Genomic DNA, 24,284 nt, shown 5'->3' with positions numbered 1-24,284 from the left:
CAGGGCGGACGGCGATCGGGGGATCTCATGGCGACGACGGCGCTGGGCAGACGTGGCACCGGCATCCGCGGGCGCTCGCTGCCCGCGATCGGCACGCTGTGCCTCGCGGCGGCGTGCGGCGGAGGCGGCGACGGCGACGGCGACGAGCCCTCCCGGCCCGCCGCACCGGCGGGCCTCACGCTCGACGACCTCAAGCCGAGCCCCGACTTCGCGAACCGCCAGATCCTCGACCCCGTCGGCCTCGACCTCGGCAGTGAGTCGGCCACGGACCTGGCGACGTCGCTCGGCTACTCCCTCAAGGAGATCGTCACGGCATCGTTCCTCGAGCCGGCGGTGTGGTCGAGCACCTCCGACGAGGACGTGTTCAGGCGCGTCTACGGACGCTACGGCGCCCTCGGCGACCGGGCCGAGAGCTTCGCCGACGACGTCTACGCGTCGGTCCGCACCAGTGCGGACGGATCAGACCCCGGTCGCGTCGCGAGACTCGCCGGCAGCGTGTTCCCGGCCGGCGCGGCCCCCGCCGAGACCTTCGTCTACAAGCTGGCCTACGACGCGAGCGTCGACGGCGACACCGTCACGCTCCGGGCGGTCGTGTGGGCCGGGTACGACGTGGGCGGCGAGCAGCCGGTGCTGGTCGCCCGGCAGCTCACCCTCACCGCCGCGGACCAGGGCGCCGACGTGGGCTACGGCGCCAACGAGCCCGTGGTCGCGGGCTTCTACGACACGTGCGACGCCGTCGTCGACGGCGTGCTGACGCCGTCGGACGAGCGCATCGACGACCGGCAGCTCGACGCACTGCACCGCGAGTTCGAGAACCCCGACTACCGGCCCCTCGAGGAGGCCATCCAGGACGTCGTGGACGCCGACGGAGCAGACGGCGACGTGGCGGACAGGTCGAGGGACACCGTGGCACGGTGCCTGGCCGATGCCGGCGCCGGCGCCGGCGCCGACTAGGGCGCGTCGCTGATCCAGGCGGCGCCGACCTCGCTGAGCACGAGCCGATGACCCGCCGCGAGGTGACGCACGTCCTCGTCCTCGACGACCGTGAACGACGGCGTGCCGAGGTCGAGCAGGATCGCCGAGGCCTTCTCGTCGATCGCGGCCAGCGCGGCGTCCTTGCCGAGCACCGGCACGGGACGCGCCTTGGGGTCCCACGCCGCCATGGTGGCGACGCTGCTGAAGGCCAGCAGCGCCTGGCGGCCGTCGGCGCCGGTCATCAGCACCGCGGCCATGTCGGCGTTCTTGTCGCCGTCGGCCGGGGTCTCGCCCAGCAGCGGCACGATCGGCACGAACACGCGCGCGTCGGGCAGCGCCTGCAGCACCGCGACGTCGTCGCCCAGCGCCCGGTGCAGGGCAGCGTCGGCGGTGCCGTCGTCACCGGGGAACTGCGGGCTCGCCAGGGACCGCTCGTGGCCCGCCATCACGACACCCGGCCGCGGAGGTACGCCACGGCTTCTCGGGCGTAGCGGCCGCCGTCGCTGCCCTGGATCGCGAACAGCATGATGCGCTCGTCGTCGGTCGTGACCAGGGTCGGCCACGGCGCGCCGTCGTTCATCGCGAAGCCCTCGATCTCGTGCCACGACACGTCGTGGCGCCGGTAGCCGTTGACGACCTCGACGCCCTCCTCGCCCGCGACGACGACGCTGCGCCCGATGCCGTGCAGCAGGGCCAGCACCGCCACGATGATGATCCACAGCGTCACGGTCTCGGCGGTCGTGAAGTAGATCTCGTCGGGCAGCGCGAACGCGATGACGCCGGTCAGCACCAGCATGATGACGGCCACGGCGTACGCGACGACCCGTGCACCGCCGGGACGGAACGTCCTCATGTCCGACATGTCGCCGTCAGATCCGGCACGCGAGGATGTCGGTCACCAGGATGCCGCGGGCACCGAGCCCGTACAGGTCGTCCATGATCTTCTGGGCGGCCTCGCGGGGCACCATCGAGCGCACCGCGACCCACCCCTCGCGATGCAGCGGCGACACGGTCGGCGACTCGATGCCGGGCGTCAGCTCGACGGCCCGCTCGACCTGGTCGACGCTGATGTCGTAGTCCATCATGACGTACGTCCGCGCGACGATGACGCTGTCGAGGCGCCGCTTGAACACCTCGAAGCCGTCGGGCTCCGGAGCGTCGCGCCGGGTGATCAGCACGGCCTCGGACGACAGGATCGGCTCGCCGAACACCTCGAGATCGGCCTGGCGCAGGGTGCTGCCGGTCTCGACGACGTCGGCGATGGCATCGGCCACGCCGAGGCGGATCGACGACTCGACCGCGCCGTCGAGGCGCACGACGTCGGCCGAGATGCCCCGCTCGGCGAGGTAGGTGCCGACGATGCCCTCGTACGACGTCGCGATGCGCAGGCCCTCGAGGTCGTCGACGCTCGTGAGTGCGCCGACCGGCCCCGCGAAGCGGAACGTCGACGCGCCGAATCCGAGCGTCATGTTCTCGGCGGCGTGCGCGCCGGAGTCGAGCAGCAGGTCACGGCCCGTGACGCCGACGTCGAGGGTGCCCTCCCCCACGTAGATCGCGATGTCGCGCGGCCGCAGGTAGAAGAACTCGACGTCGTTGTCGGGGTCGAGCGTGACGAGGTCCTTGGGGTTGCGACGCTGGCGGTAGCCCGCCTCGGTCAGCATGAGGGCGGCGGCCTCGGCCAGCGCGCCCTTGTTGGGGACGGCGATCTTGAGCATCAGATTCTCTTCTCGGGGGGGCTGTGACGGATGGCGCAGGGCTCCGTCACAGATGCGCGTAGACGTCGTCGAGCGTCAGCCCGGAGGCGATCATCATGACCTGCGCGTGGTACAGCAGCTGGCTGATCTCCTCGGCGGTGCGCTCGGGTCCCTCGTGCTCGGCGGCCATCCACGACTCGGCGGCCTCCTCGACGAGCTTCTTGCCGATCGAGTGCACGCCGGCATCGAGCTCGGCGACGGTGCGCGAGCCCTCGGGGCGCCGGGCTGCCTTGTCGGCGAGCTCGGCGAACAGGTCGTCGAAGGTCTTCATCGCGGACGAGTCTATCGGTGCGTCAGCCGAGGGTGCGCAGCACGTTCCAGGTGGACAGGGCGGCCTCGACGGCCTCGCGTCCCTTGTCCTCCCGGCTGTCGGCCAGGCCCGCCCGGTCGAGGGCCTGCGCCTCGTCGTCGGTCGTCAGCAGGCCGAAGCCGATCGGCACGCCGGTGTCGATCGCGACGCGGCTCAGCCCGTCGGTCGCGGCGGCCGAGACGTACTCGAAGTGCGGGGTGCCGCCGCGGATGATCACGCCGAGGGCGATGACGGCGTCGAAGCCCTGCCGGGCGTACGCCTGGCACAGGATCGGCAGCTCGAACGAGCCCGGGGCGCGCGCGAGCGTCACGTCGGTGACCTTGGCCTCGGCCAGCGCGGCCTGCGCGCCGGCGATCAGACCGTCCATCACCTCGGTGTGCCAGCGCGACGCGACGATCGCGACGCGTGCGCCCTCGCCGTCGACGAAGATCGTGGGTGCTCCCTGTCCTGACATCAGCTGTTCTCCTCGAGTCCGGGAAGGTCGTGGCCCATGCGCTCGGCCTTGGTCTGCAGGTACCGGAGGCTGTCCTCCGTGGGGGCGATGACGAGCGGCAGCCGCTCGCTGACCTTGACGCCGTACGCCTCGAGCGCCGTCGTCTTGTCGGGGTTGTTGGTCAGCAGGCGCACCGACGTCACGCCGAGGTCGCGCAGGATCTGCGCGCCGGCGGCGTAGTCGCGCTCGTCCTCGCCGAAGCCGAGCTGGATGTTGGCGTCGACCGTGTCGCTGCCCGCGTCCTGCAGCGAGTACGCCTGCAGCTTGTGCAGCAGGCCGATGCCGCGCCCCTCGTGGCCGCGCAGGTACACCACGATGCCGGCGCCGGCGGCCGTGATCTCGGTCATCGACAGCTCGAGCTGCGGACCGCAGTCGCAGCGCCGCGAGCCGAAGACGTCGCCCGTCAGGCACTCGGAGTGGATGCGCACGAGGACGTCCTCGGTGCCGGGGTCGCCGTGGACCAGCGCGATGTGCTCCGAGCCCTCGATGCGGTCGCGGTAGCCGTGCGCCGCGAACTCGCCGAACTCGGTGGGCAGGCGGGTCGTCGCGAGCCGGTCGACCTGCGACTCGTGCAGGCGCCGGTGCACCTGCAGCTCCTCGATCGACACCAGCGCGATGCCGTGCTCGTCGGCGAAGGCACGCAGCTCGGGAGCACGCATCAGGGTGCCGTCGTCGTTCAGGACCTCGCCGATGACGCCCGCCGGGGTCAGGCCGGCCAGGCGGGCGAAGTCGACCGCGGCCTCGGTGTGGCCGGCGCGCTCGAGCACTCCCCCGGGCTTGGCCCGCAGCGGGATGATGTGGCCCGGCTGGTTGAGCTCGAACGGCTCGGTGGCCGAGTCGGCGAGCACGCGGCACGTGCGGGCCCGGTCGGTCGCCGAGATGCCGGTCGTGATGCCGTCGCGCGCGTCGATCGAGACCGTGTAGGCCGTGCGCATCTTCTCGCGGTTGTGCGGCGTCATGAGCGGGATCGCCAGACGGTCGAGGATCTCACCGGTGATGGGGGCGCAGACCAGGCCGCTGGAGTAGCGGACCAGGAACGCCATGAGCTCGGGGGTCGCCTTGCTGGCGGCGAAGATGATGTCGCCCTCGTTCTCGCGGTCCTCGTCGTCGACGACGACGATCGCCTTGCCGTCGCGGAAGTCCGCGATCGCGCGCTCGATGCTGTCGAGCCGGACGCTCTCGTGCTCGGTCATGATGCTGCTCCTTGGCTGTTCTGCTGCTGGGGCGAGGCACCCAGCAGGCGCTCGACGTACTTGGCGAGGATGTCGACCTCGAGGTTGACGCGGTCGCCCGGCGCCTTCGTGCCGAGCGTCGTGTCGGCCAGCGTGGTGGGAATCAGCGAGACCGAGAACCACGGGCCGTCCGGGCCGTCGTCGACGACCTCGACGACCGTCAGCGACGTGCCGTCGACCGTCACCGAGCCCTTGTCGACCAGGTAGCGGGCCAGCTCGGACGGCAGCGACACGCGCACGACCTCCCAGTGCTCGCTGGGGGTGCGGTCGAGGATGCGGCCCGTCCCGTCGACGTGGCCCTGGACGATGTGCCCGCCGAGCCGTGCACCGGCCTGCGTCGCGCGCTCGAGGTTGACCGGCGAGCCGATCGTGAGGTCGCCCAGCGACGTCTTGTCGAGCGACTCCTGCATGACGTCGGCGCCGAACGTGTCATCGTCCCGCGTCATGACGGTCAGGCAGCAGCCGTTGACCGAGATCGAGTCGCCGTGCCCGGCGTCGGACGTCACGACCGGGCCGCGGATCGTCAGCCGGACCGAGTCGCCCAGCTGCTCGACCGCGGTGACGGTGCCCTTCTCCTCCACGAGTCCGGTGAACATCAGTCGAAGTCCTCTCGTTGCATGCGTCCTGGGGTGCCGATGATGCGGATGTCGGGACCGATCATCGTCAGGTCCTCGATGACGATGGGGCGCAGGTCCGCGAGGGTCGCGGCCTCGCCCTCGAGCGCGGCGCGGCCCGACCCGAGCATCGCGGGGGCCATGTAGCCGATGATGCGGTCGATGACGCCGGCGTTCCAGAACGCACCCGCCAGGCGCGGCCCGCCCTCGAGCCAGATGTGCCGGACGCCGTTGTCGACGAGCTTGGCGAGCACCGTCGCGGGGTCGCGCGACTGGATCAGCAGCGTCGGGGCGACGCGGTCGAACACGCGGAAGTAGTTGGGGATCGTGGTCTCGCCGACGACGACGCGCAGCGGCTGCCGGTCGAACGGCAGCGGCATGTCGTGCTCGTCGCGCACCGTCAGCCGCGGGTCGTCGGCCAGGACGGCCCCCGTGCCGGCGACGATCGCGTCGGCGCCCGCGCGGAACGTCTGGACGTCGCGGCGGGCCTCCTCGCTCGTGATCCACTTGCTGGTGCCGTCGGGTGCCGCGCTGAGCCCGTCGAGGGTCGCGGCGTACTTCCACGTCACGAACGGACGCCCCGCGGTCACGGCGAACGTCCACTCGACGTTGAGGTCGGTGGCCTCCTCGGCCATGACGCCGGCCTCGACGTCGATGCCCGCGGCGCGCAGCGTCGACGCGCCGCCGGACGCCGTGCGGTCGGGGTCGATCTGGGCGAACACGACGCGCGCGACGCCGGCCTCGATCAGCGCCTGCGCGCACGGGCCGGTCCGGCCCGTGTGGTTGCAGGGCTCGAGCGTCACGACGGCCGTGGCGCCGCGGGCCGCGTCGCCGGCCGCCGTCAGCGCCTCGACCTCGGCGTGCGGGGTGCCGGCGCCGTGGTGCGCTCCGACGGCGACCTCGGTGCCGTCGGGTGCGAGCAGGACGCAGCCGACGCGCGGGTTCGGCAGGGTGCGACGCGTCGCCGCCGCCGCGTCGAGCGCCCGTCGCATCGCTGCGACCTCGACCTCTGATGCCATGTGTCCTCCGGGTGGTCCTGCGTCGTCACACACCGGGGCCGTGCAGGCGACGTCTCGTCGCCCCCGTGGGCGGGGGTCACCCCGTCCACTGCTCCTCCTATCCGGACTTTCACCGTCGGTGCCGGAATTCCACCGGCTCAACCGGACCCCACCGCCGCGCTGGTGGCGCGGACGTGGAGGCCGGGTCGCGGACTGTCACCGCCGGTTCGGAATCTCACCGACCCCGGAGCATGCGAGCCGAAGCTCGTGGGACGAGTCTAGCGAGCCCGTCCCGCTCAGTGGGCGTGACGTCCGGCATGCGAGCCGAGCTCGCGCAGCCGGGCCACCATGTCGTCGGGGTCGTCGGCCCCGAACACCGCCGATCCGGCGACGAACACGTCGGCGCCGGCCTCGGCGCAGCGCTCGATCGTCTCGACCGAGACACCGCCGTCGACCTGCAGCCAGATGTCGCCGCCGTGCTTCTCGATCAGGGCGCGGGTGCGGCGGATCTTGGGCAGGCACAGGTCGAGGAACTTCTGGCCGCCGAAGCCCGGCTCGACCGTCATGATCAGCACCATGTCGAGCTCGGGGAGCATGTCCTCGTAGGGCTCGATCGGGGTCGCGGGCTTGAGCGCCATCGACGCGCGGGCGCCCAGGGCGCGGATCTCGCGGGCCAGGCGGACGGGTGCGGCCGCGGCCTCGACGTGGAACGTCACGCTGCCGGCGCCGGCCTCGACGTACGACGGCGCCCAGCGGTCGGGGTCCTCGATCATCAGGTGGGCGTCGATCGGCTGGGAGGCGAGCCTCGAGAGCGCCTCGATGACGGGGGCGCCGAGCGTCAGGTTCGGGACGAAGTGGTTGTCCATGACGTCCATGTGGAGCCAGTCGGCGCCGCTGATGCGGGCCGCCTCGGCCTCGAGGTTCGCGAAGTCGCTGGCCAGCATGCTCGGGGTGATCTGGATGCCCATGGCGCGACCCTATCGGTCGTCAGCGGCGACGCAGGAGGGCGCAGAACATCGCGTCCGTGCCGTCCACGTGCGGCCACCACTGGTGGCTCGACTCCACGACGACGTCGTCACGCCCCGACGTCACGGCGTCGACGACCCCGCGGGTCTCGCGCACGTGGGGCGAGCACGTCGCGTAGGCCACGACTCCCCCGGGCCGGACGAGCTCGAGCGCGCGCGTGAGCAGCGCCTGCTGCAGCGGCACGAGGTCGTCGAGGTCACCGGGCGACCGGCGCCAGCGCGACTCGGGGCGGCGACGCAGGGCGCCCAGCCCCGTGCACGGCGCGTCGACCAGCACGCGGTCGAACGAGCCGGCGTCCCACGGCCCCTCGCGGCCGTCGAACACCGTGACGTCGACGTTGCGGAGCCTGCGCACGCCGTGGCGCACCAGCTCGGCGCGGTGCTCCTGCACCTCGTTGGCGACCAGCGTCGCGCCGTGCTGCGCGGCGAGGGCGCCGAGCAGCGCGGCCTTGCCGCCGGGGCCCGCGCAGAGATCGAGCCAACGCGAGTCCTGACCGTCCAGCATCGCGTCGGCCAGGGCGATCGCGACGAGCTGCGATCCCTCGTCCTGCACGCCGGCCCGTCCGTCGCGCACCTCCGCGATCTCGCCGGGGTCGCCACCCTCGTCGAGGACGCGGGCGTACGGCGACAGCTTGCCGGGCGTGCCCGGCAGGCTCTCGGGCGTGCTGAGGCCCGGCCGTGCCACGAGCGTCACGCGCGGCGGGACGTTGTCGGCGGCCAGCAGCTTGTCGATCTGCGCGCCGTGGCCGCCCAGGGCCTCGTGGAGCGCCTCCACGACCCAGAGCGGGTGCGACGTGCGCACCGCCCGGGCCGCATGGCCCTCGAGGCCCGCCGTCACGATCGCGAGCCAGCCGTCGTGGTCCTTCTGGCCGATCTTGCGCAGCAGGGCGTTCGCGAAGTGCACGGGCTTGTGCCCGATCTCGCGTCGCACGACGTCGACCGTCGTCGACACCGCGGCGTGCGCCGGCACCCGCATGCTCAGCAGCTGGTGCGTGCCGAGCCGCAGCGCGTCGAGCACGGGGGCGTCGACCGAGCCGATGCCCTTGCTGGCGACGTGGTCGATGACGGCGTCGTACGTGCCCCGGCGGCGCAGCGTGCCGTGCACGAGCTCGGTCGCGAAGGCCGCGTCGCGCCCCTCGATGTGGTGCTCGTCGAGCATCGCGGGCAGCACCAGGTTGACGTAGGCGTCGTCCTCGCTGACCGCACGCAGGGCGTGGAACGCGACGGACCGCACGGGATCGGTCACGGGGTCACCGCCGGCGCGTCGAACGAGACGACGTCGCCCAGGGACGCACCGCGGCCCCAGTCGGCGGCCGCCATGCGCTTCTTGCCGACGGCCTGCACGTCGCCCAGCACCAGGTCGGTCGTGGACGTGCCGACGCGCACCTCGCGCTTGCCCACGCGGACGCGTCCGGGCTCGAGCGTGCGCTCGTCGGCGATCGTCGCGGGCCCGATCTTGACCCGGTCGCCCGCCAGCGTCGTCCACGCGCCGGGAGCCGGCGTGCACCCCCGGATGTGGCGATCGATCGCGAAGGCCGGGCGGCTCCAGTCGATGCGCGCCTCGTCGGTCGACAGCTTGGGCGCGAACGAGATGTTCTCGTCGGGCTGCGGCACCGCGGCGATGTCGCCGTCCTCGATGTGGTCGACGACGTCGACCAGCAGGCGGCTGCCCCAGTCGGCGAGCCGCTCGAGCAGCTCGGCGGTCGTGTCGTCGTCGCGGATCAGCTCGGTGATGGTGCCCAGCACGGGCCCGGCGTCGAGCTCCTCGACGAGGCTGAAGACCGTCGCGCCCGTGACCTCGTCGCCGGCCATGATGGCCCGCTGCACCGGGGCGGCACCGCGCCACGACGGCAGGACCGAGAAGTGCAGGTTGATCCAGCCGAAGCGCGGGACGTCGAGCGCCTCGCGGCGGATCAGCGCGCCGTACGCGACGATCGGGACGCAGTCGGGGGCCAGCTCGCGCAGCCGGTCCATGAACGCGGGGTCGGACGGCTTGGCGGGCTTGAGCACCTCGATGCCGTGCGCCTCGGCCGCCACCGCGACGGGCGACGGGGTCAGCGTGCGGCCCCGGCCCGCGGGGGCGTCGGGACGCGTCACGACGGCGACGACGTCGTGACGACTCGCCACCAGCGCCTCGAGGGACGGGAGCGCCGTCTCGGGGGTTCCTGCGAAGACGATTCTCACCCGGCCGAGTCTAGGCGCCGCGGCGCGACCCCCTCCCGGGGCGGTGGGACTAGAACGTCGGCGGGTCGACCTGGACCCGCAGGCCCGGGAGCTTCGCGGCGCTGCGCTCGGCGGCGACGGACGCGAGATCGCCCGCCAGGGCCGCACCCTCGCGACGCGGGGCCCGCAGGATGAGCCGCTGCCCCGCGTCGGGCGAGCGCTGGTCGACCGGCACCGGGCCCAGCACCTCGGTGTGCGGCGTCCAGGCGCGCAGGGTGAGCTCGGCCAGGACGTCGTCGGGTCCGTCGACCGTCACCAGGCGCGCCGCCGGCGGCAGGTGCGTCTCGGTGCGGCTCGCGAGCTCACGGGCCGCGAAGCCCGCGGGGTCGGCACGCACGAGCGCCTGCAAGGTCTGGGGGTCGCCGATCGCCACGGCTCGACCACCCGGCCGGGCCAGGGCAAGGGCGTTGAACCAGCGCCGGTGCGACTCCTCGTCGACGCGGACGTCCTCGCGGCCCAGCATCAGCCACGTGTCGAGCAGGATGACGGCGTCGTAGCCCCCCTCGACGTGCGGCTCGGCCCCCGGGGTCGACAGCACGATGCGGCGGCCCGCGGGCAGGTCGTCGAGCACCGTCGCGCCGCCCGACGTGACGACCTCGCGGTCAGGGAATGCGCGCGCGAACTCCTCGGCCGTCCGCAGCGCTCCGACGACCGGCGACCGCAGCGTCGTGCCGCGGCAGTGGGGGCACTGCCACGGCGAGGCCTCGCGTCCGCACCAGCGGCACGCGACCGGCGCCGACGCCGACGGCTGGCCGAGCGGGCCCTGGCACGCGGCGCAGCGGGCCGGCTCGCGGCACGTCTGGCACACCAGGACGTCGCGGTAGCCGCGCCGCGGCACCTGGATCAGCACGGATCCCTCGGACGCCCGGATGGCCCGGAAGGCCTGCTGCGGCAGGCGCACGGGAGCGGCGCCGTCGACCGATCCGTCGGTGACCTCGAGCTGGGGCCACGCGCGCCGGCGCACCCGCTGCTCGGCGGCCAGCTCGGTGCACCAGCCCGACTCGACCAGCGACTGCCCCTCGGCGGTGCGCGCGTATCCGCCCACCAGGACGGCGGCGCCCTGGCGTGCGGCCCGCAGCAGCAGCACCTCGCGGGCGTGCGGGTAGGGCGCGCGCGGCTCGGCGAACAGGTCGTCGCCGTCGTCCCACATCGCGACCAGGCCCAGGTCGGCGACGGGGGCCAGCGCCGCGGCACGGGTGCCGAGCACGACGCGGACGTCCCCGCGGGCCGCCGCGAGGAACGAGCGGTAGCGCCGCTCGGCGGGCTGCGCGGCGGTCAGCACGACGTGGCGACCGGGGCCGAGCACACCGCCGAAGACGGCGTCCCACCGCGCCACGTCACGGACGTCGGGCACGCACACGACGGAGCCGCGCCCCGAGGCGAGCGTCGCCAGCACCGCCTCGGCGACGAGGCGGGCGGGGTCGTCGCCCGGCACCGCGGTCCACCACGCCCGGGGGCGCTCGCCGGCCTGCAGCGACGTGACGAAGCCGAGGCCGTGGACGTACGTCTGCCACCCGTCGAGGCTCGCGACCGCCACGTGATCGTCCGCCCCGGGCACCGGCCGCGGCGCCTTCTCGGCCCGGGCGTGCCGCGGTGGGATCGCCAGGCGCAGGACGTCGCCCAGCACCCCGGCGTAGCGGTCCGCGACGGCGCGCGCCAGGTCGAGCACCTCGGGGGTCAGGACGACCTCGGACGAGACGACCTTCGCGATCGGCGCCAGGCGGCCCGCGTGCTCGGAGCGGTCGACCCGCTCGACCACGAAGCCGTCGACGAGGCGACCGGCGAACCGGACCTTGACCCGGCAGCCCGGCACGGTCTGCAGGTCGAGCTCGGCCGGGACGGCGTAGTCGAACGAGCGGTCGAGGTGGGCGAGCCCGGAGTCGACCACGACCTGCGCGACCGGGCGCACGACCGCGGTCGGCCGCGGGTCGGCGACGGGTTCGGGCGCGGGAGCCGGCACGAGCGACAGCTGCTCGGCCGCGCCACCTGCCCCGTCCGTCTCCCCCGTCGTCACGCTGCTGTTCTACCAGCCGCCGCCGACACGACGACGCCCCCACCCGGACGGGCAGGGGCGTCGTGGAGTCGTGCGATCAGGCGCCGGCAGCGGCCTTGAGCGCCTCGGCGCGGTCGGTGGTCTCCCACACGACGCCGGGCAGCTCGCGGCCGAAGTGGCCGTACGCGGCGGTCTGCGCGTAGATCGGCTTCAGCAGGTCGAGGTCGCGGATGATCGCGGCAGGGCGCAGGTCGAAGACCTCGAGCACGGCGTCGCGGATCTTGTCGACGGGGACCGTCTCGGTGCCGAAGGCCTCGACGTAGAAGCCCACCGGGTGCGCCTTGCCGATCGCGTACGCGACCTGCACCTCGACCTTGCTGGCCAGGCCGGCGGCGACGATGTTCTTGGCGACCCAGCGCATCGCGTAGGCGGCCGAGCGGTCGACCTTGCTCGGGTCCTTGCCCGAGAAGGCACCGCCACCGTGACGGGCGTAGCCGCCGTAGGTGTCGACGATGATCTTGCGGCCGGTCAGGCCGACGTCGCCCATGGGTCCGCCGATGACGAACTTGCCGGTCGGGTTGACCAGCAGGCGGTAGTCGCTGGTGTCGACGTCGAAGTGGGCCAGGACGACGTCGACGACGTGCTTCTTGATGTCGGACGTCAGCTGGTTCTCGAGGTCGATGCCCTCCTCGTGCTGCGTGGACAGCACGACGGTGTCGACGCGGACGGGCTTGTCGTTCTCGTCGTACTCGACCGTGACCTGGGTCTTGCCGTCGGGACGCAGGTAGGCCAGCGTGCCGTCCTTGCGGACGGCCGTGAGCTGCTCGGCGAGGCGGTGCGCGATCGTGATCGGCAGCGGCATCAGCTCGGGGGTCTCGTCGACCGCGAAGCCGAACATGAGGCCCTGGTCGCCCGCACCCTGCAGGTCGAGCGGGTCGGCCGAGCCCTCGGAGCGGCCCTCGAACGCGGTGTCGACGCCCTGGGCGATGTCGGGCGACTGCGCGTCGAGCGTGATCTGGACGCCGCACGAGCCACCGTCGAAGCCCTTGACCGACGAGTCGTAGCCGATCTCGAGGACGCGGTCGCGCGCGATCTTGGCGATGTCGGCGTACGCCTCGGTGGTGACCTCGCCGCCGACGACGATCAGACCCGTCGTGATGAACGTCTCGCACGCCACCCGGCTCTTGGGATCCTGGGCCAGCAGGGCGTCGAGGACGCTGTCGCTGATCTGGTCGGCGATCTTGTCCGGGTGACCTTCGGTCACGGACTCGGACGTGAAGAAGCGGCTCACATTTTCTCCTGGGTTGAGGTCTGTTCGACAGTGTAACGAGCGAGAAGCCCGGTGGTTTCGGTCATGCCAAGCGCTGGACGACGGCATCCCAGATGCTGTGGGCGAGGGCGGTCTTGGGCCCCGGGGGCACCTCGACGACCGAGCCGTCGGCCCCGAGCACGGCGGCCTCGGTGTCGTCGCGCCCGAACACCTTGCCGTCGCTGACGTCGTTGACGACCAGCAGGTCGCAGCCCTTGCGGGCCAGCTTGGCGCGGGCGTGCTCGAGGACCGTCGCACCGGCGTCGCCGGTCTCGGCGGCGAAGCCGACGATGACGGGACGGCGAGAGGCGTCGCCCCGTGCCGCGACGAGCTCGACGAGGATGTCGGGGTTCTCGACGAGGTGGATCTCGGGCGCCGTGCCGCCGGGGGTCTTCTTGATCTTCGCGTCGACGAACTCGGCGGGCCGGAAGTCGGCCGGGGCCGCGGCCATCACGACCGCGTCGGCGTCGGCGCTGGCGCGGTGCACCTCGCGGCGCAGGTCCTCGGTGCTGACGACCGTCACGACGTCGACCCCGACGGGCGCCGCCAGCTCGACGTTGGCCGCGACGACCGTGACCCGCGCGCCCCGTGCCACGGCGGCCTCGGCGAGGGCGAACCCCTGCCGTCCGGACGACCGGTTGCCGAGGAACCGCACGGGGTCGAGGAACTCGCGGGTGCCGCCGGCCGAGACGACGACGTGCCGCCCGGCCAGGTCGCGCGGGCGGTCGTCGAGCAGGGTGCGCGCCGCGGCGAAGATGTCGGCCGGATCGGGCAGCCGGCCCTTGCCGGTGTCGGCGCCGGTGAGGCGCCCGACCGCGGGCTCGACGACGACGTGGCCGCGCTCGCGCAGGATCGCGACGTTGGCCTGAGTCGCCGCGTTCTCCCACATCTCGGTGTGCATCGCGGGGACGAACATGACGGGGCACGTCGCCGTCAGCAGCGTCGTGGTCAGCAGGTCGTCAGCCAGGCCGTGCGCCGCCTTGGCGAGCAGGTTGGCCGTCGCGGGTGCCACGACGACGAGGTCGGCCGCACGGCCGATGCGCACGTGCGCGACCTCGTCGACGTGCTCGAACACGCCGACCTGCACGGGCTTGCCGCTGAGCGCCTCCCACGTGGCCGCCCCCACGAAGTGCAGGGACGACGCGGTGGGGACGACGCGGACGCTGTGGCCCGACTCGGTGAACAGCCTCAGCAGCTCGGCGGCCTTGTAGGACGCGATGCCGCCGGAGACCCCGAGGACGACTTCCGTGGTCATCGACGTGACCGCCCGGGGGTGGGTCAGGCCTTCTCGGCGGCTGCGGCGGCCGCGGCCGCCTCGGCCTCGGGGTCGATGTCCTCGACCGTCAGCAGGTCGGCGTTGATCTCGCGCAGCGCGATCGACAGCGGCTTCTCCTGCACGCCGGTCTCGAGCAGCGGGCCGACGTACTCGAGCAGGCCCTCGCCGAGCTGCGAGTAGTACGCGTTGATCTGACGGGCCCGCTTGGCGCTGTAGAGGACCAGCTTGTACTTGCTGTCGGCCTTCTCGAGCAGGTCGTCGAGGGGCGGGTTGGTGATGCCGATGGCGGTCGAACGTGTCGTGGACACAGAGCCTCACAGAATGAAGAAGACGGTTGGATGACCCGGTGGTTCGCTCAGGAACGTGACTGGCCGGAGCCGGATCTGAACAAGTCTACCAATTCATCGCACGCCGCACGGACGTCGGTGTTGACGATCGTCACGTCGAACTCCGACTCGGCCGCCAGCTCGGTGCGCGCCGTCACCAGGCGACGCTCGCGCTCCTCGGGCCCCTCGGTGCCGCGGCCGACCAGCCGGCGCTCGAGCTCCTCGAAGCTCGGCGGCTTGAGGAAGCACATCAGCGCGTCGGGCATCGTGCGTCGCACCTGGCGTGCACCCTGCAGGTCGATCTCGAGCAGGGCGGGCACGCCGGCGGCGAGGTGCTCCTCGACCTGCGCGCGCGGGGTGCCGTAGCGGGCCGCGCTGTGCACGACGGCCCACTCCAGCAGGCCGTCCTCGGCGACGAGCCGGTCGAACTCGTCGTCGGAGATGAAGTGGTAGTGGACGCCGTCGACCTCGCCGGGTCGGGCGGGCCGCGTCGTGACCGAGACCGAGATCCAGATGTCGGGGTGCTGCTCGCGCACGCAGGCGGCCACGGTCCCCTTGCCGACCGCGGTGGGCCCGGCCAGCACGACGAGACGCGACCGGCGTGCGGCGTCGACGGTCTCAGCCACGGCCGACCCCGCCCGCGCGGCCGGGACGGTCGGCGAACTCGGCGAGCAGGCCCTCGACCTGCTTGGCGCCCAGGCCCCGCAGGCGCCGGCTGTCGGCGATGCCGATGCGCTGCATGATCTCCCGGGCGCGCACGGCACCGACGCCCGGCATCGCCTGCAGCAGGTCGACGACCCGCAGCTTGGCGACGACCTCGTCGGAGCGGGACTCGTCGATGACCGCGGCCAGGGTCGTCTCGGCGGCCTTCAGGCGCACCTTGACGTCGGCGCGCGCCTGCCGGGCGGCCGCGGCCTTCTGGAGCGCGGCCCGGCGCTGGTCGGGGGTCAGGATCGGGAGTGCCACGGGGTCACCTCTCGGGCGGTTGCGGTCGGGCGGATCACGCGAGGGACACGTCGCACGTCGTCGCCACGTCCTCGACGACGGCCTTGCGCTGCTGCGCCGTGTCGTTGAAGACGCCGTAGGCCTTGGTGACGGTCTCGAGGTCGCCGCTGTCGGCGTCCGCGCGCTGCTCCGGGTCGTTCAGGTCGGCGAACGTCAGGCCGGTCTTCTTCTGGGCCGACAGGACGCGGCGCATGGCCTTGTCGATCGCGGTCCAGTCGTCGCCGACCTTCGCGGGGTCCGTCGCGGCGATCGCGCGGACGGCCCTCGCCTCGCGGGCGAAGGTCTTGTCGCTGACCTTCGTGCCGAAGCTGTCGAGGGCGGACTGGTTCTCCTTAACCGCCGCGCAGTAGGGGCTGTCGCCCCCGCACCCGCCCAGCAGGCCTGCGCCGAGGAGCGTCGCGACGACGGCTGCGGCCGTCCTGGTCGTGGAACGCCTGGTCATGGGTGCCTCCTCGGTCGGGTGGCCATGCGGGCCCCTACGACCCTACAAGTTCGGCGTTGACGCGGGCGGCGGCGTCGCGGAGCGCCGACACGTCGGGACCGGCCGACAGCACACCGCGCGACGTCGACGGGACCACCTGGTCCATCACGTCGCCGAACAGGCGCCGGATGTCGTCGACGGTCCCGCCCTGCGCGCCGTATCCCGGCACCAGCAGGGGTCCGTTGATCGCGAGACCGCCGGACGCGACCAGCCGTGCCGCGGCATCGTCGATCGTGGCCCCCACGACGGCGCCGAACGGCCCCATCGGGGTGGCTCCCGCGTTGAGCTCGGCGAGCTGGGCCAGCACCGACTCGGCGACCGTCCGGCCGTCCCGCACGGCGTGCTGCACGTCGGGGCCCTCCGGGTTCGAGGTCAGCGCCAGCACGAAGACGCCGGCGTCGTTCTTCTCGGCGACCTCGAAGAACGGGGCGAGCGAGCCGAAGCCGAGGAACGGGCTGACCGTGATCGCGTCGGCCGCCATCGGGGCGTCGTCGTCGAGGTAGGCGTCGGCGTACGCCTGGGCCGTCGAGCCGATGTCGCCGCGCTTGACGTCGAGCACGACGAGCGAGCCGGTGTGGCGCAGGTCCTCGATCGTCCGCTCGAGCACCACGACTCCCCTGGCGCCGAACCGTTCGAAGAACGCCGACTGGGGCTTGACGAACGCGACCCGGCCCGCGAACGCCTCGACGCACGTCGAGGCGAACCGGTCGAGCCCCTCGATGTCGTCCTCGAGGCCCCACTGCTCGAGCAGCGAGGGGTGCGGGTCGATGCCGATGCACGCGGGCCCGTACGCCTGCATCGCTACGTGCGCCCGCGAGCCGAATGACATGTCAGCCCCTCGCCTCGGTGACGAGGTGGCCCCAGTCCTGCAGGGACGTGACGCCGATGCTGCCCTCGATCAGCGCCTCGATGCCCTGCACCGCGGCCGCGAGGCCCTGCACCGTCGTGATGCACGGGATGCCCTCGGCGACGGCGGCGGTGCGGATCTCGTAGCCGTCGATGCGGGGGCTGCCACCCGACGTCACGCCGTGCGGCGTGTTGATGATGAGCTGCACGTCCTGGTCGTGGATCTTCTCCACGATCGTGCTGCGGGCCTGGCCGTCGAGCGGCTCCTCGTGGAGCTTGCGGATGACGGTCGCCTTGACGCCGTTGCGCGCCAGCACGACGGCGGTGCCGCTGGTCGCGAGGATCTCGAAGCCGAGGTCGGCGAGGCGCTTGACCGGGAAGATCATGTGCCGCTTGTCGCGGTTGGCGACCGACACGAAGACCTTGCCCGACGTGGGCAGACCGTTCTGCGCTCCGGCCTGCGCCTTGGCGAACGCCTGGCCGAAGCCCGCGTCGAAGCCCATGACCTCGCCGGTCGACCGCATCTCGGGCCCCAGCAGGGTGTCGACGTACGTGCCCTCGTAGGTGCGGAAGCGGTTGAACGGCATGACCGCCTCCTTGACCGCGATCGGCGCGTTGTCGGGCAGCCGGCCGCCGTCGCCGGTCGCGGGCAGCGCACCGGCCGTGCGCAGCTCGGCGATCGTCTCGCCGAGCATCAGCCGGGCGGCCGCCTTGGCGAGCTGGGTCGCGGTGGCCTTCGACACGAACGGCACGGTCCGCGACGCGCGCGGGTTGGCCTCGATGACGTAGAGGATGTCGGACGAGAGCGCGAACTGGATGTTGACCAGGCCCCGCACGCCGACGCCGCGGGCGATCGCCTCGGTCGCCTCGCGGATGCGCTGGATCTCGAGGTCGCCCAGCGTGATGGGCGGCAGGGCGCACGCCGAGTCGCCGGAGTGCACGCCGGCCTCCTCGATGTGCTCCATGACGCCGCCGAGGAACAGCTCGTGGCCGTCGTAGAGGGCGTCGACGTCGATCTCGATCGCGTCGTCGAGGAAGCGGTCGACCAGCACGGGACGGTCGGGCGAGATCTCCGTGGCCCGGCCGATGTAGTCGGCGAGGGTCTCCTCGTCGTACACGATCTCCATGCCGCGCCCGCCCAGGACGTACGAGGGACGCACCAGCACGGGGTAGCCGATCTCGTCGGCGATCTCCTTGGCGTTCGCGAACGTCGTGGCCATGCCGTTCTTGGGCGCCACGAGCCCGGCCTCGGCCAGCACGCGCGCGAAGGCGCCGCGCTCCTCGGCGAGCTCGATCGCGGCGGGCTGGGTGCCGACGATCGGCACGCCGGCGGCCTCCAGGCCGGCGGCCAGGCCCAGCGGCGTCTGCCCGCCGAGCTGCACGATGACGCCCGCGACGGGGCCGGCCTGCTGCTCGGCGTGGACGATCTCGAGCACGTCCTCGAGCGTCAGCGGCTCGAAGTACAGCCGGTCGGCGGTGTCGTAGTCGGTCGAGACCGTCTCGGGGTTGCAGTTGACCATGATGGTCTCGTACCCGCCGAGCCCGTTGGGCGCCTGCGACAGCGCCATCGCGGCGTGGACGCACGAGTAGTCGAACTCGATGCCCTGCCCGATCCGGTTGGGTCCGCTGCCGAGGATCAGGACGGCCGGGCGGGTGCGCGCCACGACCTCGGTCTCCTCGTCGTACGACGAGTAGTGGTACGGCGTCCTGGCCGCGAACTCCGCGGCGCACGTGTCGACGGTCTTGTAGACGGGCCGCACGCCGAGGGCGTGGCGCACGCCGCGGACGACGTCCTCGGTCAGCCCGCGGATGCGGCCGAGCTGGACGTCGGAGAACCCGTGACGCTTGGCCCGGCGCAGCAGCGCCGGCGACATCTCGGGCGCCTCGATCAGGTCGACCGCGATCTCGTTGATCAGCGCGAGCTGGTCGACGAACCACGGGTCGATCTTGGTCGCGTCGAAGATCTCCTCGGGCGTCGCGCCGGCCCGGATGGCGTCCATGACCTTCTTGATGCGGCCGTCGTGCGGCACCGCGATCTGCTCGAGCAGCGTCGCCTTGTCGAGCTCGACCCAGGTCTTGCTCCAGTCGAAGACGGCCTCGGGGCGCTCGAGCGAGCGCAGCGCCTTCTGCAGCGCCTCGGTGAAGTTGCGACCGATCGCCATCGCCTCGCCGACGGACTTCATGTGCGTCGTCAGCGTCGGGTCGGCGGCGGGGAACTTCTCGAACGCGAACCGCGGCACCTTGACCACGACGTAGTCGAGCGTCGGCTCGAACGAGGCGGGGGTCTCGGCCGTGATGTCGTTCGGGATCTCGTCGAGCGTGTAGCCGATCGCGACCTTCGCGGCGATCTTGGCGATCGGGAAGCCCGTCGCCTTCGACGCCAGGGCGGACGACCGCGAGACGCGCGGGTTCATCTCGATGACCACGATGCGGCCGTTCTCGGGGTTGACCGCGAACTGGATGTTGCAGCCGCCGGTGTCGACGCCGACCTCGCGGATGATGCCGATCGAGATGTCGCGCATGCGCTGGTACTCGACGTCGGTCAGCGTCATGGCCGGCGCGACCGTGATCGAGTCGCCCGTGTGGACGCCGACGGGGTCGAAGTTCTCGATCGAGCAGACGATCACGACGTTGTCGGCCGTGTCACGCATGACCTCGAGCTCGTACTCCTTCCACCCGAGGATCGACTCCTCGAGCAGCACCTCGGTCGTGGGGCTGAGCGCCAGGCCCGAGCCGGCGATGCGGTGCAGGTCGGCCTCGTCGTAGGCCAGGCCCGAGCCCGATCCGCCCATCGTGAAGCTGGGGCGCACGACGACGGGGTAGCCGCCGAGGCCCTCGACGCCGGCCAGGCACTCGTCCATCGTGTGGCAGATGATCGAGTTGGCCGACTCGGCGCCCCACTCGGGCGGCAGCGTCGCCACGACCTCCTTGAAGGTCTCGCGGTTCTCGCCCTTCTCGATCGCCTCGATCGAGGCGCCGATCAGCTCGACGTCGTACTTGGCCAGCACACCGGCCTCGTGCATCTGGATCGCGGCGTTCAGCGCGGTCTGGCCGCCGAGGGTCGCGAGCAGCGCGTCGGGGCGCTCCTTGGCGATGACCTTCTCGACGAACTCCGGCGTGATCGGCTCGACGTACGTCGCGTCGGCGAACTCGGGGTCGGTCATGATCGTCGCCGGGTTGGAGTTGATCAGGATGACCCGGATGCCCTCCTCGCGCAGGACGCGGCACGCCTGCGTGCCGGAGTAGTCGAACTCGCAGGCCTGCCCGATGACGATCGGGCCGGAGCCGATCACCAGGACGCTCTGGATGTCAGTTCTCTTGGGCATTACGCACCTGCCTGGACGTCGGCGCCGGTCTTGTGAGTTGTCATGAGCTCCACGAATCGGTCGAAGAGGTAGGCCGCGTCGTGCGGTCCGGCCGCGGCCTCCGGGTGGTACTGGACGCTGAAGGCCGGCTGGTCGAGCAGGGCCAGGCCCTCGACGACGTCGTCGTTGAGGCACACGTGCGTGACCCGTCCGGGGCCGAACGGGGTGTCGAACTCGCCCGTCAGCGGCGCGTCGACCGCGAAGCCGTGGTTGTGCGCCGTGATCTCGACCTTGCCCGTCGTGAGGTCCTGCACCGGCTGGTTGATGCCGCGGTGGCCGTAGACCAGCTTGTACGTGCCGCGGTCGAGCGCGCGGCCGAAGACCTGGTTGCCCAGGCAGATGCCGAAGTAGGGCGTGCGGTCGGCGAGCACCTGCTTGAGCAGCGCGACGGCGTGCTCGGCCGAGGCCGGGTCGCCGGGGCCGTTCGACATGAAGACCCCGTCGGGGTCGACCGCGCGGACGTCGTCGTACGTCGACGTCGCGGGCAGCACGTGGACCTCGATGCCGCGCTCGGCGAGGCGGCGGGGGGTCATGCCCTTGATGCCGAGGTCGATCGCGGCGACCGTGAAGCGCTTCTCCCCCACCGCCGGCACGACGTACGCCTGCTCGGTCGTGACGTCGGCCAGGAAGTTCGCCCCCTTCATGGGCGGGGCGGCCGTGACGCGCTCGAGCAGCGAGGCGACGTCGGTCGACGCCGAGCTGATGCCACCGCGCATCGACCCGCGCTCGCGCAGGTGGCGCGTGAGCGCGCGGGTGTCGATGCCCGAGATGCCGACGACGCCCTGCGCGACGAGCTCGTCGTCGAGCGACCGGTCGGCGCGCCAGCTGCTGCGGACGCGGGCGGGGTCGCGCACGACGTAGCCGTCGACCCAGATGCGACGCGACTCGAAGTCCTCGTCGTTGATGCCGGTGTTGCCGATGTGCGGTGCCGTCATGGCCACGATCTGGCCCTTGTACGACGGATCGGTCAACGTCTCCTGGTAGCCGGTCATGCCGGTCGAGAAGACGATCTCGCCGATCGTCTCGCCGACGGCGCCGTACGCCTCGCCGCGGAACACGCGGCCGTCCTCCAGGACGAGAATGGCTTCGGTCGTCATGCGGTGCGTACCTCTTTCGGGAGCGGGGTCACGAGGGCGCGGTCACGGACGGTCGGCCGGCCGCGCAGGAACGTCGCGACGACCTCGCCGGGCAGCGTCAGCCCCGCGTACGGGGTGTTGCGCGACAGCGAGGCCGTGTCGCGCGGGTCGATCGTGCGCGTCGCCGCGGGGTCGACCAGCACGATGTTGGCGGGCTCGCCGACGGCCAGCGGGCGCCCCTGGTCGCCGACCCGGCCGATCGCGGCGGGGACGGCCGACATCTTCTGGGCGACCTGAGCCCACGTCAGGCGGCCGGTGTCGACCATGGTCTGCTGGACGACCGACAGGGCGGTCTCGAGCCCCAGCATGCCGAACGCGGCGGCCGACCACTCGCGCTCCTTGTCCTCCATGGGGTGCGGTGCGTGGTCCGTCGCGACGATGTCGATCGTCCCGTCGGCGAGGCCCTCGCGGACGGCCTCGACGTCGTCGTTCGAGCGCAGCGGCGGGTTGACCTTGTAGATCGGGTCGTAGCTGCGGACCAGGTCGTCGCTCAGCAGCAGGTGGTGGGGCGTGACCTCGGCCGTGACGTCGATGCCGCGGCTCTTGGCCCAGCGGACGATCTCGACCGAGCCGCGCGTCGACAGGTGGCACACGTGCAGGCGCGAGCCCACGTGCTCGGCCAGGAGGACGTCGCGGGCGATGATCGCCTCCTCGGCGACGGCGGGCCACCCGACCAGCCCGAGCTCGCCCGACAGGGGGCCCTCGTTCATCTGGGCGCCCTCGGTGAGGCGCGGCTCCTGGGCGTGCTGGGCGACGACGCCGTCGAAGGCCTTGACGTACTCGAGCGCGCGACGCATCAGGACGGCGTCCGAGACGCATTTGCCGTCGTCGGAGAAGACCGTGACCCCGGCGGCGGAGTCGGCCATCGCGCCGAGCTCGGCGAGCTGTGTGCCCTGCAGACCCACCGTGACGGCGCCGACGGGCTGCACGTCGCAGTAGCCGCCCTCGCGGCCGAGTCGCCACACCTGCTCGACGACGCCGGCGGTGTCGGCGACGGGCTCGGTGTTGGCCATCGCGTGCACGCATGTGAAGCCGCCCCGGGCCGCGGCCTGCGAGCCGGTCAGCACCGTCTCGGCGTCCTCGCGTCCGGGCTCGCGCACGTGGGTGTGCAGGTCGACCAGCCCCGGCAGGGCCACGAGGCCCGCCGCGTCGACGACGTCGTCGGCCCCGGCGGTGTCGAGGTCGGTGCCGATCGCGGTGATGACGCCGTCCTCGACGGCGATGTCGACGACGTCCTCGCCGAGCAGCCTCGCTCCACGGATCACGGTGCTCATGCGGTGCCTTCCTCGGTGGTGTCGGACTCCCCGGCGGCGCCGCCGAGGAGGAGGTACAGGACCGCCATGCGCACCGCGACGCCGTTGGTGACCTGCTCGACGATGACCGACCGGACGTGGTCGGCGACGTCGGCGGTGATCTCCATGCCGCGGTTCATGGGGCCGGGGTGCATCACGATCGCGTGGTCGGGCAGACGGTTGAGCCGTGCCGTGTCGAGGCCGTAGCGCCGTGAGTACTCCCGCGCGCTCGGGAAGTACGACGCGTTCATGCGCTCGGCCTGCACGCGCAGCATCATGACGGCGTCGGCCTTCTCGAGCGACGCGTCGAGGTCGTACGACGTCTCGACGGGCCAGTGGTCGACGCCGACCGGCAGCAGCGTCGGCGGGGCGACGAGCGTGACGTGCGCGCCCAGCGTGTGCAGCAGCAGGGCGTTCGAGCGCGCGACCCGGCTGTGCAGCACGTCGCCGACGATCGTGACGTTCTTGCCCTGCAGGTCGGCGCCGAGGCTGCCCGCGGGCGAGTCGCTCAGGTGCCGCCGCATCGTGAACGCGTCGAGCAGCGCCTGCGTGGGGTGCTCGTGGGTCCCGTCGCCGGCGTTGATGACGGCGCCCTTGGTCCAGCGGGCCTGCGCGAGGCGGTGCGGGGCACCCGACGAGTGGTGCCGGATGATGACGGCGTCGGCGCCCATCGCCTGCAGCGTCAGGGCGGTGTCCTTGAGGCTCTCGCCCTTGCTGACGCTCGAGCCCTTCGCCGAGAAGTTGATGACGTCGGCGCTGAGGCGCTTGGCGGCGGCCTCGAACGAGATGCGGGTGCGGGTCGAGTCCTCGAAGAACAGGTTGACCACGGTGCGCCCGCGCAGGGTCGGCAGCTTCTTGATGGGGCGGCTCGCGACGCCCAGGAGCTCCTCGGCGGTGTCGAGGATGCGGATCGCGTCGGTGCGGTCGAGGTCGCCGGCGCTCAGCAGGTTGGTGATCACGCCTGCCCCCCGGTGATCGACACGGCGTCCGAGCCGTCGGACTCGGTGAGCCGCACCTTGACCTGCTCGACGAGCGACGTCGGCAGGTTCTTGCCGACGAAGTCGGCGCGGATCGGCAGCTCGCGGTGGCCACGGTCGATCAGCACCGCGAGCTGGACGGCCTTGGGGCGTCCGAGCTCGGTCAGGGCGTCGAGGGCGGCGCGGATCGTGCGGCCCGAGAACAGGACGTCGTCGATCAGCACGACGACCTTGCCGTCGATGTCGTCGGGGATCTCGGTGTGCTCGAGGGCCCGTGCGGGCTTGAGCCGCAGGTCGTCGCGGTACATCGTGACGTCGAGCGCGCCCGCGGTGATGGCGCGGTCCTCGACGTCCGACATGCGCTGGGCGATGCGGCGGGCCAGGTGGACCCCGCGCGTCGGGATGCCGAGCAGGACGAGCCCGGCGGAGTCGCGGTTGCGCTCGAGGATCTCGTGCGTGATGCGCGTCAGCGCCCGCGAGATGTCCTGGTCGTCGAGGACGGTGCGGGCATCGCCACCGCCACCGTCGTCGTGGGCGCGGTCTCGGGCACTGCCAGCACGCTCGGCGTCGTGGGACGCAGACATGTCTGACCTCCTTCTCCGCCTCTCGGGACGGCCGTTAAAGGATGTCGATCGAACGGTCCGAGCCTAGCAG

The 24,284-nt window shown here is 72.4% G+C and carries 25 protein-coding genes and 1 riboswitch; of the genes, 1 reads left to right on the top strand and 24 read right to left on the bottom strand.

Annotated elements, in window-relative coordinates; all coding sequences use genetic code 11:
• The first annotated feature begins 27 nt into the window (after nt 1-27).
• Nucleotides 28-954: a hypothetical protein gene (locus ASD10_RS11090; protein WP_056608256.1), complete on the top strand. Its 927-nt coding sequence runs from the start codon at nt 28-30 to the stop codon at nt 952-954.
• Here ASD10_RS11090 and ASD10_RS11085 read toward each other — a convergent pair.
• The 24 genes from ASD10_RS11085 to pyrR form a co-directional block, all read right to left on the bottom strand.
• Nucleotides 951-1,421: an SseB family protein gene (locus tag ASD10_RS11085; RefSeq protein WP_056608255.1), complete on the bottom strand. Its 471-nt coding sequence runs from the start codon at nt 1,419-1,421 to the stop codon at nt 951-953. The genes ASD10_RS11090 and ASD10_RS11085 overlap by 4 nt on opposite strands.
• Nucleotides 1,421-1,828, bottom strand: a complete 408-nt coding sequence (locus ASD10_RS11080) for a PH domain-containing protein (protein WP_056608253.1) — start codon at nt 1,826-1,828, stop codon at nt 1,421-1,423. Before ASD10_RS11080 ends, ASD10_RS11085 begins: the two co-directional genes overlap by 1 nt.
• A 16-nt stretch (nt 1,829-1,844) precedes the next feature.
• Nucleotides 1,845-2,690, bottom strand: a complete 846-nt coding sequence (gene hisG, locus ASD10_RS11075; protein WP_056608250.1) for an ATP phosphoribosyltransferase — start codon at nt 2,688-2,690, stop codon at nt 1,845-1,847.
• Between the two features lie 46 nt (nt 2,691-2,736).
• On the bottom strand, nt 2,737-3,000 hold the full coding sequence (locus ASD10_RS11070; protein WP_056608246.1) for a phosphoribosyl-ATP diphosphatase: 264 nt from the start codon (nt 2,998-3,000) through the stop codon (nt 2,737-2,739).
• Between the two features lie 22 nt (nt 3,001-3,022).
• Nucleotides 3,023-3,493 (bottom strand): 6,7-dimethyl-8-ribityllumazine synthase, encoded by a 471-nt coding sequence (gene ribH / locus ASD10_RS11065; protein WP_056608243.1) that lies wholly within the window; start codon nt 3,491-3,493, stop codon nt 3,023-3,025.
• On the bottom strand, nt 3,493-4,725 hold the full coding sequence (locus ASD10_RS11060; RefSeq protein ID WP_056608240.1) for a bifunctional 3,4-dihydroxy-2-butanone-4-phosphate synthase/GTP cyclohydrolase II: 1,233 nt from the start codon (nt 4,723-4,725) through the stop codon (nt 3,493-3,495). The genes ribH and ASD10_RS11060 overlap by 1 nt, the downstream gene beginning before the upstream one ends.
• Nucleotides 4,722-5,360: a riboflavin synthase gene (locus tag ASD10_RS11055; RefSeq protein ID WP_056608237.1), complete on the bottom strand. Its 639-nt coding sequence runs from the start codon at nt 5,358-5,360 to the stop codon at nt 4,722-4,724. Before ASD10_RS11055 ends, ASD10_RS11060 begins: the two co-directional genes overlap by 4 nt.
• Complete coding sequence (gene ribD / locus ASD10_RS11050; RefSeq protein ID WP_056608234.1) at nt 5,360-6,397, bottom strand: bifunctional diaminohydroxyphosphoribosylaminopyrimidine deaminase/5-amino-6-(5-phosphoribosylamino)uracil reductase RibD; 1,038 nt, start codon at nt 6,395-6,397, stop codon at nt 5,360-5,362. The genes ASD10_RS11055 and ribD overlap by 1 nt, the downstream gene beginning before the upstream one ends.
• 85 nt (nt 6,398-6,482) lie before the next feature.
• A riboswitch (FMN riboswitch) is annotated at nt 6,483-6,632 on the bottom strand.
• 40 nt (nt 6,633-6,672) lie between these two features.
• A complete protein-coding gene (gene rpe / locus ASD10_RS11045; RefSeq protein ID WP_056608229.1) occupies nt 6,673-7,344 on the bottom strand; it encodes a ribulose-phosphate 3-epimerase in 672 nt (223 codons plus the stop codon).
• Nucleotides 7,345-7,363: 19 nt separating this feature from the next.
• Nucleotides 7,364-8,647: an RsmB/NOP family class I SAM-dependent RNA methyltransferase gene (locus ASD10_RS11040; RefSeq protein WP_056608226.1), complete on the bottom strand. Its 1,284-nt coding sequence runs from the start codon at nt 8,645-8,647 to the stop codon at nt 7,364-7,366.
• Nucleotides 8,644-9,585, bottom strand: coding sequence for a methionyl-tRNA formyltransferase (gene fmt, locus ASD10_RS11035; RefSeq protein WP_056608223.1), 942 nt, complete (start codon nt 9,583-9,585; stop codon nt 8,644-8,646). Before fmt ends, ASD10_RS11040 begins: the two co-directional genes overlap by 4 nt.
• A gap of 49 nt (nt 9,586-9,634) precedes the next feature.
• Nucleotides 9,635-11,638, bottom strand: coding sequence for a primosomal protein N' (locus ASD10_RS11030; protein ID WP_200938226.1), 2,004 nt, complete (start codon nt 11,636-11,638; stop codon nt 9,635-9,637).
• A gap of 76 nt (nt 11,639-11,714) precedes the next feature.
• Nucleotides 11,715-12,908, bottom strand: a complete 1,194-nt coding sequence (gene metK / locus ASD10_RS11025) for a methionine adenosyltransferase (protein WP_056608219.1) — start codon at nt 12,906-12,908, stop codon at nt 11,715-11,717.
• A gap of 61 nt (nt 12,909-12,969) precedes the next feature.
• Nucleotides 12,970-14,181 carry a bifunctional phosphopantothenoylcysteine decarboxylase/phosphopantothenate--cysteine ligase CoaBC gene (coaBC, locus tag ASD10_RS11020; RefSeq protein ID WP_056608215.1) on the bottom strand — a complete coding sequence of 404 codons (1,212 nt, stop codon included), beginning with the start codon at nt 14,179-14,181 and terminating at the stop codon, nt 12,970-12,972.
• A gap of 23 nt (nt 14,182-14,204) precedes the next feature.
• Entirely contained in the window at nt 14,205-14,510 is a 306-nt protein-coding gene (gene rpoZ / locus ASD10_RS11015) for a DNA-directed RNA polymerase subunit omega (RefSeq protein WP_056608212.1), read from the bottom strand.
• Between the two features lie 47 nt (nt 14,511-14,557).
• Nucleotides 14,558-15,154, bottom strand: coding sequence for a guanylate kinase (gmk, locus tag ASD10_RS11010; protein ID WP_056608210.1), 597 nt, complete (start codon nt 15,152-15,154; stop codon nt 14,558-14,560).
• A complete protein-coding gene (mihF, locus tag ASD10_RS11005; RefSeq protein WP_056608208.1) occupies nt 15,147-15,494 on the bottom strand; it encodes an integration host factor, actinobacterial type in 348 nt (115 codons plus the stop codon). Before mihF ends, gmk begins: the two co-directional genes overlap by 8 nt.
• Nucleotides 15,495-15,528: 34 nt before the next feature.
• Nucleotides 15,529-15,975 carry a hypothetical protein gene (locus ASD10_RS11000; RefSeq protein WP_056608206.1) on the bottom strand — a complete coding sequence of 149 codons (447 nt, stop codon included), beginning with the start codon at nt 15,973-15,975 and terminating at the stop codon, nt 15,529-15,531.
• Between the two features lie 34 nt (nt 15,976-16,009).
• Nucleotides 16,010-16,843, bottom strand: a complete 834-nt coding sequence (gene pyrF / locus ASD10_RS10995; RefSeq protein ID WP_056608203.1) for an orotidine-5'-phosphate decarboxylase — start codon at nt 16,841-16,843, stop codon at nt 16,010-16,012.
• Nucleotide 16,844: 1 nt separating this feature from the next.
• The gene (carB, locus tag ASD10_RS10990; RefSeq protein WP_056608200.1) at nt 16,845-20,186 is read right to left on the bottom strand and encodes a carbamoyl-phosphate synthase large subunit; all 3,342 of its coding nucleotides are present in this window, start codon (nt 20,184-20,186) and stop codon (nt 16,845-16,847) included.
• Entirely contained in the window at nt 20,186-21,322 is a 1,137-nt protein-coding gene (gene carA, locus ASD10_RS10985) for a glutamine-hydrolyzing carbamoyl-phosphate synthase small subunit (RefSeq protein ID WP_056608197.1), read from the bottom strand. Before carA ends, carB begins: the two co-directional genes overlap by 1 nt.
• Nucleotides 21,319-22,635, bottom strand: coding sequence for a dihydroorotase (locus tag ASD10_RS10980; RefSeq protein WP_056608196.1), 1,317 nt, complete (start codon nt 22,633-22,635; stop codon nt 21,319-21,321). The genes carA and ASD10_RS10980 overlap by 4 nt, the downstream gene beginning before the upstream one ends.
• Nucleotides 22,632-23,609, bottom strand: coding sequence for an aspartate carbamoyltransferase catalytic subunit (locus tag ASD10_RS10975; protein WP_200938321.1), 978 nt, complete (start codon nt 23,607-23,609; stop codon nt 22,632-22,634). Before ASD10_RS10975 ends, ASD10_RS10980 begins: the two co-directional genes overlap by 4 nt.
• On the bottom strand, nt 23,609-24,214 hold the full coding sequence (gene pyrR, locus ASD10_RS10970) for a bifunctional pyr operon transcriptional regulator/uracil phosphoribosyltransferase PyrR (RefSeq protein ID WP_056608190.1): 606 nt from the start codon (nt 24,212-24,214) through the stop codon (nt 23,609-23,611). The genes ASD10_RS10975 and pyrR overlap by 1 nt, the downstream gene beginning before the upstream one ends.
• Nucleotides 24,215-24,284 lie beyond the last annotated feature (70 nt).

The sequence above is a fragment of the Aeromicrobium sp. Root472D3 genome, from assembly GCF_001426485.1.
GTDB lineage: Bacteria > Actinomycetota > Actinomycetes > Propionibacteriales > Nocardioidaceae > Aeromicrobium.
Note: the sequence above shows the minus strand (reverse complement) of the source record. Positions and strands in the feature narration are given on the sequence as shown.